Raw genomic sequence first — 13,535 nt, 5'->3', positions numbered from 1 at the left:
GTGCCGGCCGTAAAAGAGAAGCCTGAACACCCGCGCAGTGGGTCAGACTCTGCCGTCGACCTGCTTTCCGCTGGGCCCGTAGACGAAGTCGGTCGTGGTGTCCAGGATGAACTCCATCGGGAAGCCCAGGTCGATCGCGCTGGCCTCGTCCAGCCGGCGCACCGCCTCGTCGGGCAGTCGCAGGTCGATCGCGGCGAGGTTGTCGGTCAGCTGGTCCAGGTTGCGGGCGCCGAGGATCGGGTGGATCCAGGGCCGCTGCGCTCGCGTCCACGCGATGGCCACCTGGGAGGAGGAAACGCCCAGTTCGTCGGCCACGGCGTCCACCGTACGCGCGATGCCCAGGTCGCGTTCGGAGACGGTGGCAGGGTCGACCCGGGAGGGGCCATCGGCGCCGGAGCGGGTGAACTTGCCCGACAGGACGCCGCCGGCCAGCGGCGACCACGCGGCCACCGACAGCTCCAGAGCCTCGGCCATGGGCAGCAGCTCCCGCTCGATGTCCCGCTTGAGCAGGCTGTAGGGCAGTTGCAGGCCGGCGAACGCCGTCCACCCGCGAAACTCGGCGATGGTCTGCGCGCGGGAGATCAACCAGGCGGGCGCATCGGAGATCCCGACATACAGCACCTTGCCGGCCCGTACGAGATCGTCCAGCGCCCGCATCGTCTCCTCGACGGGGGTGTTGGGGTCCCAGATGTGCACCCACAGCAGGTCGATGTAGTCGGTGCCCAGCCGTCGCAGGCTGGCCTCCACCGAACGGACCAGGTTCTTGCGGTGGTTGCCGCCGGCGTTGGGGTCGGTGCCGTCCATGGTCAGCGTGTATTTCGTGGACAGCACGAAACGGTCGCGGTCGGAGCCCAGCAGGTCTCCGACGATTCGCTCACTGCTGCCCTCGGTGTAGCGGTTGGCGGTGTCGATCACATTGCCGCCCGCCTCGGCGTACACGCTGAACATCTTGCGGCATTCCTCGACCGAGGCGCCCCACCCCCAGTCCTCGCCGAAGGTCATCGTGCCCAGAAACGCTTCGGACACCCGCAACCCCGTGCGGCCCAGCAGCCGGTAACGCATCACATGCTCCCGTCGAAAAAGAACGGCCCGAGGGACACGGCACACTCGCCGAATCTCCGTCGCGCTCGGGCCAAGTTGGCGTCGCCGAGGAAACTATCCGCCGGGGTCGGCATCCGTATTGCACGTTCTTGCCCCGCCTGGATCAGCGTGCGGCCCAGCCGGTCCACGCCGTGCCGCGATATGTCGACTGGTACAGGGCGGGAGTCAGCCCGTAGGCCCGGGCGAACACCCGGGTCAGGTGGGGCTGATCGTGGAATCCCGTCTCGTACGCCACCTCGGCGATCCCCGTACCGCGCCGGAGCAGTTGCCTGGCCCGATCGAGCCGGAGACGCAGATGCAGCTTGTGCGGCGGCAGACCGAACCAGGCGGTGCACACGCGCACGAGCCGGTACTTGCTGAGCTCCGTCACCGCGCTGAGCTCGTCCAGCGTCACGTTGCGGGACAGGTTCGCCCGCAGGTATTCACGCACGGTCTCGGGGACACGCTGCGCCGTGTCCCGCCCGCCGTCGGAGCCGTAGCACTGCCGCGCCAGCGTGGAGACGAACTCCAGCACCTCCGTCTCCCGCCCCAGCGCCGAACCGGGCTGCCCGGAAGGCCGGTAGAGGGAGCCGTGTACGGACCGGAAACGGGCCGCCAGCCCGCTGTCCCGGATCACCGGATCCCCGTAGCGCACCGCCTCAGACGTGGCGACCTCGGCGATCAGGGACGGCGACACACACATGATCAGCCAGCGCGCCGACTCGAGATCGTCCGGCTGCCCGGAATGCGCGTCGTCCGGGTGGAGCGCGACCAGTTGCCCAGGAGCGGCCCGGAAGGTCGTGCCACGTCTGCGTACGGTGAGACCTGAGTCGATCATGAGGAGCAGTTTGAGCTCTTCATGCACATTGCCGCTGTAGGACTGCGCCCGCCCATCCACCACGACGACGTCCGGCACGTCGTCGGACACCCAGGGAATCTCAGCCCGATCCGCACCCGACACGGCCACCACCCTAGCCTCGCCGATCACCGGATCACGGGTCACCGCATCGGCGAGAGGCGCTCAGGCGTCGATGTGATCGCGGTCGACCTCGGCCGCGCTGTTGACGATGAACTCGCGACGCGGAGCCACATCGCTCCCCATCAGCAGGCTGAAGATCCCCTCCGCCGTCTCCGCGTCCTCGATCCGGACGCGGCGCAGGATGCGGTGGCGGGGGTCCATGGTGGTCTCGGCCAGCTGGTCGGCGTCCATCTCGCCCAGACCCTTGTAGCGCTGCACGGGGTCCTTCCAGCGCCGGCCACGCCGCTCCAGGTCGCGCAGCACCTTGTGCAGCTCGGCGTCGGAGTAGCAGTAGATGTACTTCTCCTTGCCCCGGCCGGGGTTGGTGAGCTCGATGCGGTGCAGCGGCGGGACGGCGGCGAACACCCTGCCCGCCTCGACCATGGGCCGCATGTAGCGGTGGAACAGGGTCAGCAGCAGGCAGCGGATGTGGGCGCCGTCGACGTCGGCGTCGGCCATCAAGATGACCTTGCCGTAGCGGGCCGCCTCGATGTCGAAGGACCGGCCGGAGCCCGCGCCGACCACCTGGATGATCGCGGCGCACTCGGCGTTCTTGAGCATGTCGCTCACGGACGCCTTCTGCACGTTGAGGATCTTGCCGCGGATCGGCAGGAGCGCCTGGAACTCCGAGTCGCGGGCCAGCTTGGCGGTGCCCAGGGCGGAGTCGCCCTCGACGATGAACAGCTCGCTGCGGTCGATGTCGTCGCTGCGGCAGTCGACGAGCTTGGCGGGGAGCGCGGAGTTTTCCAGGGCGCTCTTGCGACGCTGGTTGTCGCGGTGCTCGCGGGCCGCGATGCGGGCCTTGGCCGCGGCGACGATCTTCTCCAGCACGGCGCGCAGGGGCTGCTTGTAGCCGCGCGGCGGGTTGGCGAACAGCTCCTTGAGCTCGCGGGAGACCACGTGGGAGACGATGCGGGTGGCCGCCGAGGTGCCCAGCACCTCCTTGGTCTGGCCTTCGAACTGCGGCTCCGGCACCCGGACCGTGACGACCCCGGTGAGGCCCTCGGAGATGTCCTCCCCCCTGACCGGGTCGTCGCCGTTCTTCAGCAGGCGGGTCTCGCGCAGCAGCTCGTTGATCGTGCGGGCCAGGCCGCGTTCGAAGCCGGTGAGGTGGGTGCCGCCCTTGGGGGTGGCGATCACGTTGACGAACGAGCGGACGGTCGAGTCGTAGCCCTTGCCCCAGCGCACGGCCACGTCGACGGTGAGCTCGCGCTGCACCTCGGTGGGCGTCATGTGGCCCTGGTCGTCGAGCACGGGGACGGTCTCGTGGAAGTGGCCGACCCCCTGCAGGCGCAGCACGTCGCAGACGGCCTCGTCGCGGGCCAGGAACTCGGTGAACTCGGAGATGCCACCGTCGAAGTGGAACTCCTCCTCGATCCGCTCCTCGTGCCGGCCGTCGATCACGGACAGGGTCAGACCGGGCACCAGGAAGGCGGTCTGGCGGAGGCGGACGTGGATCTCGTCGAGTGAGACCTCGGCGTCGGGCAGGAAGATCTGCTTGTCGGCCCAGAACCGCACCCTGGTGCCGGTGACCCGCTTGGGCAGCTTGCGGTCCTTGCGCAGGCCGGACTTCTTCTTGAACTTGGCCTTCGGGCCCTCGCCGTCGAAGATGCCGGGCACGCCGCGGCGGAAGCTGATCTCGTGGATGATGCCGTCGCGGTCGACCTCGACGTCGAGGCGCTCGGACAGGGCGTTGACCACGGAGGCGCCCACGCCGTGCAGGCCGCCGGACGCGCCATAGGAGCCGCCGCCGAACTTACCGCCCGCGTGGAGCTTGGTGTAGACGAGCTCGACTCCGGCCAGCCCGCTCTTGGGCTCGATGTCGACGGGGATGCCGCGGCCGTCGTCGCGCACCTCGATGGAGCCGTCGGGATAGAGCTCCACCTCGATGCGGCTGCAGTGCCCGGCGAGCGCCTCGTCGACGCCGTTGTCGACGATCTCCCAGAGGCAGTGCATGAGCCCGCGGCTGTCGGTTGACCCGATATACATGCCAGGGCGCTTGCGGACCGCTTCCAGCCCCTCAAGCACCGACAGGTGACGAGCCGTGTAACCCGCCTCCACTAGCGTCACTCCGGCTCCCCTGCGTCTCGAATCCAAGCATCGAACATGTGTGCGTAGCCTATCGTTCTTCCCCTACGCACGCGTACAAGCTTGCCATGACGGCAGGTTTGGTGTTACCAGGCGGCTGCTCGTCATTACTTCCGGCCACATTCTGCTCTCGGCGTAGCGAGGCTGTGATTGGGAACGTCCACGTCCGGTTAGATGTTGTCCAAGTGACTGACGCCAGATCCTCGCTTCGGCGGGGGTGACCCGAAAGGCGATACGTGACTGGAGCTCTCGCCCCCGTTAAGCCGCTGACGGCCCTCGACCGCTGCGACCGTTGCGGCGCCCAGGCATACATTCGCGCGACCCTGCCCGTGGGTGGGGAGCTGCTGTTCTGCGCTCATCACGGGCGTCAGCACATAGCGGCGCTTCGCGAGAAGGGCGCCGACATCCTGGACGAGTCCGCTCGGCTCAGCGAAACCCCAGTAGTGGCCCCCAACGACGAGCGTTAACCCGCGCTGGTCGTGATGAGATAACAACATATTGCGCAACGCGGAACGGCGGTCCTGGTATGCCCGGGACCGCCGTTCCGTCATGTCTCGGCCAGGCTCATCTCACCCTGTAGTGGTAGCGCGCCCGCACCTCGAAGCCCTCGCTTCGATACAGGGCCTGAGCCGCCTCGTTGGGCGCCGTGGTCACCAGATAGGCCGACCGCGCCCCACCGCGCCGTACGAGGGCGCGCAGCACGCTTCTGGCCAGCCCACGACGGCGCGCCCGCGGCAATGTGGCCATGCAGTAGATCCCGAGCGTCTCCCCCTGCGGCACACCCCGTCCGACGGCGACGGCCCTTCCGTCTTCTTCGACCGCGGCATACAGAGCGGGCACCCCCTCGCAGATCCGCTCCGCCGCCGCCACGCCCTCGGCATACCGCCCGTCCACGGCCCACCAGGTCTCCAGCCACTCCGGCCAGGGCCGCTCCTCGACCCGCACCCGATGAACCGGCTCCGGCCCGCCGCCTCCCACCATGATCACGGTCGGATCGACGACCCCGTACCCCCGGGCGGCCAGCTCGTCGTCAAGCCCCGGCATGGCCCCCACCCCAACGGAGAACACACTCCGCTGCCCCTTCTCGGCGTAGAAAGCCTCGGCCGCCTCGATCGCACCGGCGAGATCGGCGGGCCGTCCCAGGGCGAGCACGGAGTTCGCCCGCTTGGTCACGCCGCCGGCGTAGCGAAGGATCCAGCCGTCGTGCGTCCGCTGCTCATAGGCCGGCCAGGCTTCATGAACAAGCAGGTCAAAGTCCATTCGCGCACCCTACCCAACCGGCCGGACCTGCCATGGAGGCGGCCAAGGACGCGTCGTATCGGCGGCCGGCCACGTGCGGGTTCAGCGGCCGTATTCCTGGAGGCCCCCGGCCACGGACGGCGGGTGGCGGGTGGGTGGGCTTGCCGTACAGGATGGAAAAGAGCGGCGACCACACAGAGCGTGAGGCCGCGCACGGCGGGCATCCATCGCGGCGGGTGGTGAAGGTTCTCTCCGACGAGAGCGGGGCGCCTTCCCGGAGGAGGGCGGATGGCCCTCTCCGAGAGGGGGCTCGGCGGGCGGTCTCACGAGCGGCGACGGACATTCACTATCCTGTAGCGTGCTGATTTTGTTGCCGCCTTCGGAGGGGAAGGCCGGAGAGGGCAGCGGTCCCCCCTTGGGGGAGCTTTCGTTCCCCGCCTTGGACAGACCGCGCAAACGCGTGCTGACCGCGCTCATCAGAGCGTCCAAACGGCGTGACGCCCTCGACGTCCTCAGCCTGTCGCCCGGCCTGGCGGGCGAGCTGGCCAAAAACCTGGAGCTCCAAACCGCCCCCGCCCTCCCGGCGTCCGATTTGTACACCGGCGTCCTGTACGAGAAGCTCGGTCTCGGCACCCTGACGGACGAGGCCAGGAAGCGGGCCGAGGAGTCGGTGCTCATCTTCTCCGGCCTGTGGGGCGTGTTGCGGATCATTGACCGCATCCCCCCGTACCGGCTGTCAATGGGGGTGAACCTACCGGCCCTGGGCGGACTGGCCGCCTTCTGGCGGCCCAAGGTGTCCAAGGAGCTGGAACGCCTGGACGGGCTGGTGGTCGACCTGCGTTCGGCCACGTACGCCGGAGCCTGGCAGCCCGGGGAGCGTTCCGTGGCGGTACGCGTGTTCCGTGAGGGCAAGGTGGTCAGTCACATGGCCAAGGCGACCCGTGGCGAGATCGCCCGCACCCTGTTGGAGATCGGGGCGGATCCCGCCTCGCCCGGCGAACTCGCCGAATTCCTCTCCGGCCAGGGCTACGCGGTCCACCTGATCGAGCCCGCCCGCCCCAACCGACCCTGGACCTTGGACGTCAGCCTGTGAAGTCACCCACGTGGTCCGCCGCCCAGGTCGCGAACGTGCGGCCGGGGCGGCCGATCAACCGCTCGAGGTCCGTGGTGATCTCGGCCGGGACGCCGTCGTTCGACTGCCACCAGTCCAGCAACGAGTCGGCGAAGGCTTCGGGGATGTAGTCGGCCATCTCCGCCTTCCACTCCTCGCGCGTGACGTTCTTGATGGCGATGTCCGTGCCGGTCACGTGGCTGAGGATGGCGATCTGCTCGGCGAACGTGATCGACTCAGGCCCGGTCAGCCAGTACGGCCGGCCGGCCAGGGCCGGATCGGTGAGGACGGCGGCGGCCGCCTCGGCGATGTCGGCCTCGTGGATGGGGTCGTTGGAGGAGTTCGGGAACGGCAGGCTCACCGGGTTGCCGGCCTTGACCGGCCAGGACCAGGCCAGCGCGTTGCCGGCGAACGTACCCGGGCGCAGCAGCGTGCCGCGGACGGGCGCGGCGGTCACGGCGCGCTCCACGTCCAGATGGGACTTGGCGAGGGGGCTGGCCTGGGCGTCCGGCGCGAGAACCGACGACGACGAGAGCAGCACGATGTGCTCGACTCCGGCCGCGGTCGCCTCCTTGACGAAGGCGTCGATGTGCGACGGTTCGGCGTACAGGAAGACCGAGGTCACGCCCGCCAGTGCGGCGGGGAACGTCGCCGGGTCGCTGAGGTCGCACGTGGCGATCGACGAGTCGACCGGCTGCCGGGAGGCCGGGCGGACGGGCAGACCACGTCGGCGCAGGAGGGCGATGAGCTCAGTGGCCACGGCGCCGCGAGCGCCGGTAACGAGGGTGGTCATATCGGATATGCCTTTCTGGTGATGGGTTTTACGCGGGCTGCTCAGCCGTGGTGGGGCTGGGCTTTGCGGGGCAGGAGCCACACCAGGCCGCAGCAGGCGATCGTGGCGGCGAGCACGACGAGCAGGCTGCCGGTGGCGGCCTGCGCCTGGTCGCCGGTACGGAAGTAGACGGTGGTCACGGCGGCGGCGCCGATGGCGTTGGCCAGTTGCTGGGTCGCGGCGAGCGCCCCGCTGGCGCTGCTGGCCTCACGCGGGTCGATGTCGCCCATCGTGACGTCATAGACGGTGCCGAAGCAGGTGCCCATGCCCAGCCCGATGACGAGCGCGGCGAGAACGAGGGGCCAGACGCCGCCCGCGACGCCGCAGACGACGGCCAGCAGCCAGCCGGTGCCGATCAGCCCGATGGCCAGCCCGATGACGATCAGGGTGCGGCCGAACCGGGCGATGAGCCGGTGACAGGCCACCGAGGCGATGACGATCCCCACCGCCACCGGGGCCAGGCCGAGCGCCGCCCGCACCGGCGTGAAGCGCAGGCCGTACTGCATGTACAGCACGAGCACGTACAGCAGGCCGGACACGGCGGCGAAGAAGACGACGCCCAGCACGAGGCCGGCGGTGAAGCCGCGGTTAAGCAGCAGTGACGGCTCGATCAGCGGATTGGCGGCGGTGCGCTGGCGTAGGCAGAACAGACCGAAGAACACCAGCCCACCGGCCAGACACAGGATCGGGACGAGCGTCCACCCGTGGGCCGAGCCGTCGATCAGGCCGTACAGAAGACCCCCCATGGCCACCGCCAGCACCCCGGCACCCACACCGTCCACCGCCACCCCAGCCGCCCCAGAACGGCCCTCAGGGCGGCTCTGGGAGCTGCCGTCAGCGGGACGCGGGTCGTCGGCGGGCAGGAGGCGGATGGCGGCCAGGAGCGCGGCGCCCCCGAGCACGATGTTGATCAGGAACATCGCCCGCCACCCCAGCCCACCCAGATCGGCCTCGATCAGAAACCCGGCCAGCACCGGCCCCCCGACCGAAGAGACGCCGAGCCCGGGGGCGAACACGCTGAAGGCCTTGCCCAGCTGATCCCGGGGAAAGACCGCCCCCAGGATCCCGAACCCCTGGGGGATCATCAGCGCCCCGAACCCGCCCTGCACCAGCCGGGCACCGATGAGCATGCCGGGGCCGACCGCCAGGCCGCAGGCGACGGAGGCGAGCGTGAAGCCGGTGATGCCGAGAAGGAAGAGCCGGCGGCGACCGTACCGGTCGCCGAGCCGGCCGCCGACCACCAGCAGGACCCCAAGCGCCAGCGCGTAGGCGGCGCCGAGCCACTGGATGAGGGCCGCTCCCCCGCCGAGGTCGGCCGCGATCGTCGGGGCGGCGACGTTGGTGATCGTCGCGTCGAGCAGGTCCAGGACGGCGGCGGCGAGGATGACCGCGAGGACGGCCCACCGCCGGTCCGCCCGGACTGGTGAGGCGCGGATGAGTGTGGACATGGGGATCCCCTCGATAGAATGTGTACGTGACACAAAGATTGCGTCACACAAAGATTGTGCGACGCAAGTAAATGTGAGGCATGGAGCGGCCTGGTGTCAAACCGAGCGGAAACGCTGAAGCGGATCATCGACGAGAGTCAGCGGCACTATGCGGCATATGTCCTGTTTAATCAGGCGCTGGCTGACCATTTGGGCATTCACTCCACCGACCTGCAGTGCGTGGCGCTGCTGGATGTGGAGTCCGGACCGGTGAGCACCGGCGAGATCGCCCGGCTGACCGGCCTGACGCCCGGCTCCGCCACCCGCCTGGTGGACCGGCTGGAGAAGGCCGGTCTGGTCGTACGGCATGCCGACCCCGACGACCGCAGGCGGGCGCTGGTCGCCCTCGCGCCAACGGCCCGTGCCCGGATCGGGGAAGCCTGGGACACGCCGGGCAAGGCGTTCAGCGAGGTGCTGGAGACGTACACGGACGCGGAGCTGGCCGTGATCGCCGACTACCTGCGCCGGGCCACCGCTGTAGGCCGCGCCCAGGCGGAACGCCTCACGCAGGGCGCGTAAACGCACCTGGCCCCGCACAGCGAGCGCTGTGCGGGGCCAGGGGTGAAGCGAGCGTGCGTTTTAGTCCAGGTAGTCGCGGAGCACCTGGGACCGGGACGGGTGACGCAGCTTGGACATCGTCTTCGACTCGATCTGCCGGATGCGCTCGCGCGTCACCCCGTAGACCTTGCCGATCTCGTCGAGTGTCTTCGGCTGCCCGTCCGTGAGACCGAATCGCATCGACACGACGCCCGCTTCCCGCTCCGACAACGTGTCGAGAACGGAGTGCAGCTGCTCCTGGAGCAGCGTGAAGCTGACGGCGTCGGCCGGCACGATGGCCTCGGAGTCCTCGATGAGGTCACCGAACTCGCTGTCGCCCTCCTCGCCGAGGGGGGTGTGCAGCGAGATGGGCTCGCGGCCGTACTTCTGGACCTCGACCACCTTCTCGGGGGTCATGTCCAGCTCGCGGGCCAGCTCTTCCGGCGTGGGCTCGCGGCCGAGGTCCTGCAGCATCTGCCGCTGAACCCGGGCCAGCTTGTTGATCACTTCGACCATGTGGACCGGGATGCGGATGGTCCGCGCCTGGTCGGCCATGGCCCTGGTGATCGCCTGCCGGATCCACCACGTGGCGTAGGTGGAGAACTTGTAGCCCTTGGTGTAGTCGAACTTCTCGACCGCGCGGATCAGGCCGAGGTTGCCTTCCTGGATCAGGTCCAGGAACAGCATGCCGCGCCCGGTGTAGCGCTTGGCCAGCGAGACCACCAGGCGGAGGTTGGCCTCCAGCAGGTGGTTCTTGGCCCGGCGGCCGTCTTCGGCGATCCACTCGAGCTCGGCCCGGACGTCGACCGGCAGGACCTCGGTCTCGCCGCCGCCGAGCTGCTCCTCGGCGAACAGTCCCGCCTCGATGCGCTTGGCCAGCTCGACCTCCTGCTCGGCGTTGAGCAGGGGGACCTTGCCGATCTGCTTGAGGTAGTCCTTGACCGGGTCGGCGGTGGCGCCGGCGGCGGCCACCTGCGCGACCGGCGCGTCATCGTCGTCGTCGGAGAGGATGAGGACCTCGTCCTCGGTCTTCTCCGTGGCGGCGACGGCGGCCACGTCGGCGGCCTTGGGCTCTTCCTCGGTGTCGTCGTCGGAGTCGGAAGCGTCCTCGGAATCGGAGTCGTCCGCGGCGACGATCTCCTCGTCGTCGACCACGATGTCTTCGAGGTCTTCGAGGTCGACGTCCGCCTCGATCTCGATGTCCTCGTCGTCGTCGACGCCCTCAGGGCTCTTCGGCTTGGTCTCGGCAGGCCCAGCGCTCTTCGGCTCGGCCTTCTTGGCGGGCACGGCCGCCTTCTTCGCCGCCGGAGCGGCCTTCTTGGCGGGAGCCGCCTTCTTGGGGGCGGGCTCGGCTTCGGCGGCGCCCACGACCGCGGTCACGGTCTCAGGCTGCTGCTCTTTGGCGGCCGCTGCGGCCTTGGTCTTGACGGGGGCAGCGGTACGGCGCTTTGCTGGACCACGAGACTTTTTCGGCGCAGCCGAATCCGCGGCGGTCACCACCACGGTCACGCCCTCTTTACTGAGGTTCCGCAAAAATGCGGCGGCGTGAGACATGGGGATGTCCGCCTCCTCGAAGGCCTGACGGACATCCTCAGACTCGAGGAAACCCTGCGAGCGCCCACGCTCGAGCAGTCGCTGAATGACGGGCTCGTTCAGCTCTTGTGGCTTCGAGCGAGTCGAACTTGCAGGCGACACGAACACCTCTCGAACGAACGCGTGGCGACAATGGACCCAGATGCCCGCTGGGGGGCTGTTGCCTCTCTCGGAGAACGATGCGGCCGTGCGGATCGCGACGGACCTGCCCAGCATTCTGGCACGACCACGCACTCCATACGGCCACCTCCCGGCGGTTGACTTCCACCCTAGGCCGACCCAGACAGTAGTGCGTACGTAAGCGCGGCACTGATACCCGAAAGCAACCCTTATGACTGATTCATTCAGTCACTCTTCGTGGCGGGCGGGACGTGGATAGCCAGGGCGGTAACGTCATCATCCTGTTCATATCCCGACAACATGCGGTCAACCAGGAAGTCCAGCAACATATGCGGGCTACTGACGACCTCAGGCGGCGCTTCGGTCACAACACTGCAAAGCTCTGCGAGTCCTGCGTCCAAACCGCGTTTCCGGTTCTCCACCATGCCGTCGGAGTAGAGCACGGCGGTGTGACCGGGCGGCACCACGAACCTGAACTGCCGGCGGCTGGTCGGCCAGCCCAGCGGCGTGCCGGGCTCGACGTCGCCGAGGATCGCCGTGCCCTGCGGTGAGACCAGGACGGGCGGCGGATGGCCGGCCAGCGCCAGCGTGCCCTCGCCGGTGACGGGCTCGACCACCATGTAGGCGAGGGTCGTGACCTGCTCCTCCTCTTCGGTGGCCTCGAAGACCCGGTCGAGACCGGTGAGCACGGCCGCGGGCGGCGGGTTGGTCAGCGCGAGGGCGCGCATGGCGTTGCGGATGCGCCCCATGCCCGCCGCGGCCTTGACGCCCTTGCCCATGACGTCGCCGACGACCGCGGCGACCCGGCCGTCCTGCAGCACGAACGCGTCGTACCAGTCGCCGCCGACCTGCACGTGGCGGCTGCCCGAGCGGAACCGCTGGGCCAGCACCAGGCCCTTGACCACCGGCAGGCGGTCGGGCAGCAGGCTGCGCTGGAGCGTCTCGGCGGTCTTGTGCTCGCGCTCGAACAGCGTGGCGCGCTCCACGGCGAGCGCGCACTGACCGGCGAGCGCCTCCAGGAAGACGCCGTCCTCCTGGGAGATCTTCTGCGGTCTCGTGAACGAGAACCGCAGCGCGCCCAGCGCCCGTCCGGCCGCCAGGAGCGGCAGTCCGACCCAGGCCCGCTCGTCACTGTGCGTGAGATAATTGCCCAGCACCTGTTCGTCGCCGCCGGCCTCGAGAAGCTGGGATTTCAGGCTGTCAGGCGACTCGGCGAACACCGGCCGGCGGCTGTTGACCGCCATCGTCATCACGCTGGAGGAGGAGAGCGGGATCTCCTCGCCGGACATGCCCGACGCTTCCGGGACGCCCTCACCGTTGATCAACTTGAGCGCGGCGCGGTCGGTGTCGAGCAGCGCGACCGCGGAGCGGTCGGCGGCCAGGGCGGTGCGGCCGACGTCGATGATGACCTGCACCACCTGCTCGACGGTGAGCGCCTCGGCCAGCATCGCGGTGGCGCCCTGCAGGCGCGCCGTGCGCAGCGCCGCGGCGCCGAGCTGGTCGGTCAGCCTGCCGCGCATCTCCTCGGCCTCGCGCTGCGGGGTCACGTCGGTGTTGGCGCCGACCCACTCGACGACCCTGCCATGCCTGATGATGGGTACGGCCCGCACCTCGAAGTGGCGGAAACCGCTGGCCCGGGTGCGCACGCGGTAGTTCCACTCGAACATGGTCCGGCCGCGCAGCGCCTCCTTCCAGGCTTCCTCGGTCTGCTGGCGCTCCTCGGGATGGACGGCCTCCAGCCAGCCGACCGCCAGGTATTCCTCCAGCCCCTGCCCGGTGATCGCGCGCCACTGCGGCGCGTCCTCCACCACCGTGCCGGTCGGCGAGGTGATCCACACAAGCTGCGACTGCGCCTCGACCAGCGAGCGGTAACGCTCCTCGCTGCGCCGCAGGTCCTCTTCGATCTGGCGGCTCTCGGTCACGTCGAGGCCGATGAGCGCGATCGCCCGCAGCTCGCCCGCCTCGTCGTGCACCGGCGAGAACGACAGCGACCAGTGCCTGGTCTCGCCCTCGGACGAGCGCACGCGTACGCGGCTCTCGGTCACCGGCGCGTCGCTCTCGGTGACGGCCTGGACCGCATGGGTGATGAGCTGGCTGAGATCGGCCGTGAGCGTCTCGACGGGCGCGCGGCCGACGAGCCGCTCGGCGGGCACGCCGACGACGTCGGTGAACACGTCGTTGACCAGTTGTACGTGGCCGGCGGCGTCGAAGAACGCGAAGGCGAACTCGGCCTCCGACAGCATGCCCTTGAAGAGGGCGGAGTCTGAGATGTCCACATCCGACTCCCGGGGACGGGGAACGGAGGTCTCGGCGCTCATGGTCGGCACCTCCGTCGCGTGCCAGGGTCTCCCACGCGGCACATCTCCATAACTGTGTATCGGCGTAGCGCAGCTCCGGGCGACCGGATTCTGCAGTACATCATCGGCGATG

11 protein-coding genes are annotated in these 13,535 nt (G+C 69.2%); 3 read left to right on the top strand and 8 right to left on the bottom strand.

Features of this window, described 5'->3' with window-relative positions; all coding sequences use genetic code 11:
* Positions 1 to 42 precede the first annotated feature (42 nt).
* The 3 genes from KME78_RS27700 to KME78_RS27690 form a co-directional block, all read right to left on the bottom strand.
* The gene (locus tag KME78_RS27700; RefSeq protein WP_219532282.1) at positions 43 to 1,062 is read right to left on the bottom strand and encodes an aldo/keto reductase; all 1,020 of its coding nucleotides are present in this window, start codon (positions 1,060 to 1,062) and stop codon (positions 43 to 45) included.
* 142 nt (positions 1,063 to 1,204) lie between these two features.
* A complete protein-coding gene (locus KME78_RS67330; RefSeq protein WP_219532281.1) occupies positions 1,205 to 2,008 on the bottom strand; it encodes an AraC family transcriptional regulator in 804 nt (267 codons plus the stop codon).
* A 93-nt stretch (positions 2,009 to 2,101) separates the two neighbouring features.
* Positions 2,102 to 4,168 carry a DNA gyrase/topoisomerase IV subunit B gene (locus KME78_RS27690; protein ID WP_219532280.1) on the bottom strand — a complete coding sequence of 689 codons (2,067 nt, stop codon included), beginning with the start codon at positions 4,166 to 4,168 and terminating at the stop codon, positions 2,102 to 2,104.
* 254 nt (positions 4,169 to 4,422) lie between these two features.
* Here KME78_RS27690 and KME78_RS64685 point away from each other — a divergent pair, with 254 nt between their 5' ends.
* Complete coding sequence (locus KME78_RS64685) at positions 4,423 to 4,653, top strand: DUF7455 domain-containing protein (RefSeq protein WP_308127153.1); 231 nt, start codon at positions 4,423 to 4,425, stop codon at positions 4,651 to 4,653.
* Positions 4,654 to 4,750: 97 nt separating this feature from the next.
* Here KME78_RS64685 and KME78_RS27685 read toward each other — a convergent pair whose 3' ends face one another.
* Positions 4,751 to 5,446 carry a GNAT family N-acetyltransferase gene (locus KME78_RS27685; protein ID WP_219532279.1) on the bottom strand — a complete coding sequence of 232 codons (696 nt, stop codon included), beginning with the start codon at positions 5,444 to 5,446 and terminating at the stop codon, positions 4,751 to 4,753.
* A 337-nt stretch (positions 5,447 to 5,783) separates the two neighbouring features.
* On the opposite strand from KME78_RS27685, the gene KME78_RS27680 reads away from it, so the two are divergent.
* Positions 5,784 to 6,518 (top strand): YaaA family protein, encoded by a 735-nt coding sequence (locus KME78_RS27680; RefSeq protein WP_219532278.1) that lies wholly within the window; start codon positions 5,784 to 5,786, stop codon positions 6,516 to 6,518.
* Here KME78_RS27680 and KME78_RS27675 read toward each other — a convergent pair.
* On the bottom strand, positions 6,508 to 7,329 hold the full coding sequence (locus KME78_RS27675; protein ID WP_219532277.1) for an NAD(P)H-binding protein: 822 nt from the start codon (positions 7,327 to 7,329) through the stop codon (positions 6,508 to 6,510). The genes KME78_RS27680 and KME78_RS27675 overlap by 11 nt on opposite strands.
* Before the next feature lie 41 nt (positions 7,330 to 7,370).
* Positions 7,371 to 8,816, bottom strand: a complete 1,446-nt coding sequence (locus tag KME78_RS27670; protein ID WP_219532276.1) for an MFS transporter — start codon at positions 8,814 to 8,816, stop codon at positions 7,371 to 7,373.
* A 93-nt stretch (positions 8,817 to 8,909) separates the two neighbouring features.
* Here KME78_RS27670 and KME78_RS27665 point away from each other — a divergent pair, with 93 nt between their 5' ends.
* Entirely contained in the window at positions 8,910 to 9,374 is a 465-nt protein-coding gene (locus KME78_RS27665) for a MarR family winged helix-turn-helix transcriptional regulator (RefSeq protein WP_308127152.1), read from the top strand.
* 60 nt (positions 9,375 to 9,434) lie between these two features.
* Here KME78_RS27665 and KME78_RS27660 read toward each other — a convergent pair whose 3' ends face one another.
* Together KME78_RS27660 and KME78_RS27655 are read right to left on the bottom strand one after the other, a co-directional pair.
* The gene (locus KME78_RS27660; protein ID WP_219532275.1) at positions 9,435 to 11,087 is read right to left on the bottom strand and encodes an RNA polymerase sigma factor; all 1,653 of its coding nucleotides are present in this window, start codon (positions 11,085 to 11,087) and stop codon (positions 9,435 to 9,437) included.
* A 242-nt stretch (positions 11,088 to 11,329) separates the two neighbouring features.
* Positions 11,330 to 13,423 (bottom strand): SpoIIE family protein phosphatase, encoded by a 2,094-nt coding sequence (locus tag KME78_RS27655; RefSeq protein ID WP_219532274.1) that lies wholly within the window; start codon positions 13,421 to 13,423, stop codon positions 11,330 to 11,332.
* Between the last annotated feature and the right edge of the window lie 112 nt (positions 13,424 to 13,535).

The sequence above is a fragment of the Nonomuraea guangzhouensis genome, from assembly GCF_019396345.1.
Taxonomy (GTDB): Bacteria; Actinomycetota; Actinomycetes; order Streptosporangiales; family Streptosporangiaceae; genus Nonomuraea; species Nonomuraea guangzhouensis.
Note: the sequence above shows the minus strand (reverse complement) of the source record. Positions and strands in the feature narration are given on the sequence as shown.

Coding starts and splice junctions, on each gene's coding strand:
- KME78_RS27685 (WP_219532279.1), bottom strand. CDS start 5,446: ATGGACTTTGACCTGCTTGTTCATGAAGCCTGGCCGGCCTATGAGCAG.
- KME78_RS27675 (WP_219532277.1), bottom strand. CDS start 7,329: ATGACCACCCTCGTTACCGGCGCTCGCGGCGCCGTGGCCACTGAGCTC.
- KME78_RS27700 (WP_219532282.1), bottom strand. CDS start 1,062: ATGCGTTACCGGCTGCTGGGCCGCACGGGGTTGCGGGTGTCCGAAGCG.
- KME78_RS27670 (WP_219532276.1), bottom strand. CDS start 8,816: ATGTCCACACTCATCCGCGCCTCACCAGTCCGGGCGGACCGGCGGTGG.
- KME78_RS27655 (WP_219532274.1), bottom strand. CDS start 13,423: ATGAGCGCCGAGACCTCCGTTCCCCGTCCCCGGGAGTCGGATGTGGAC.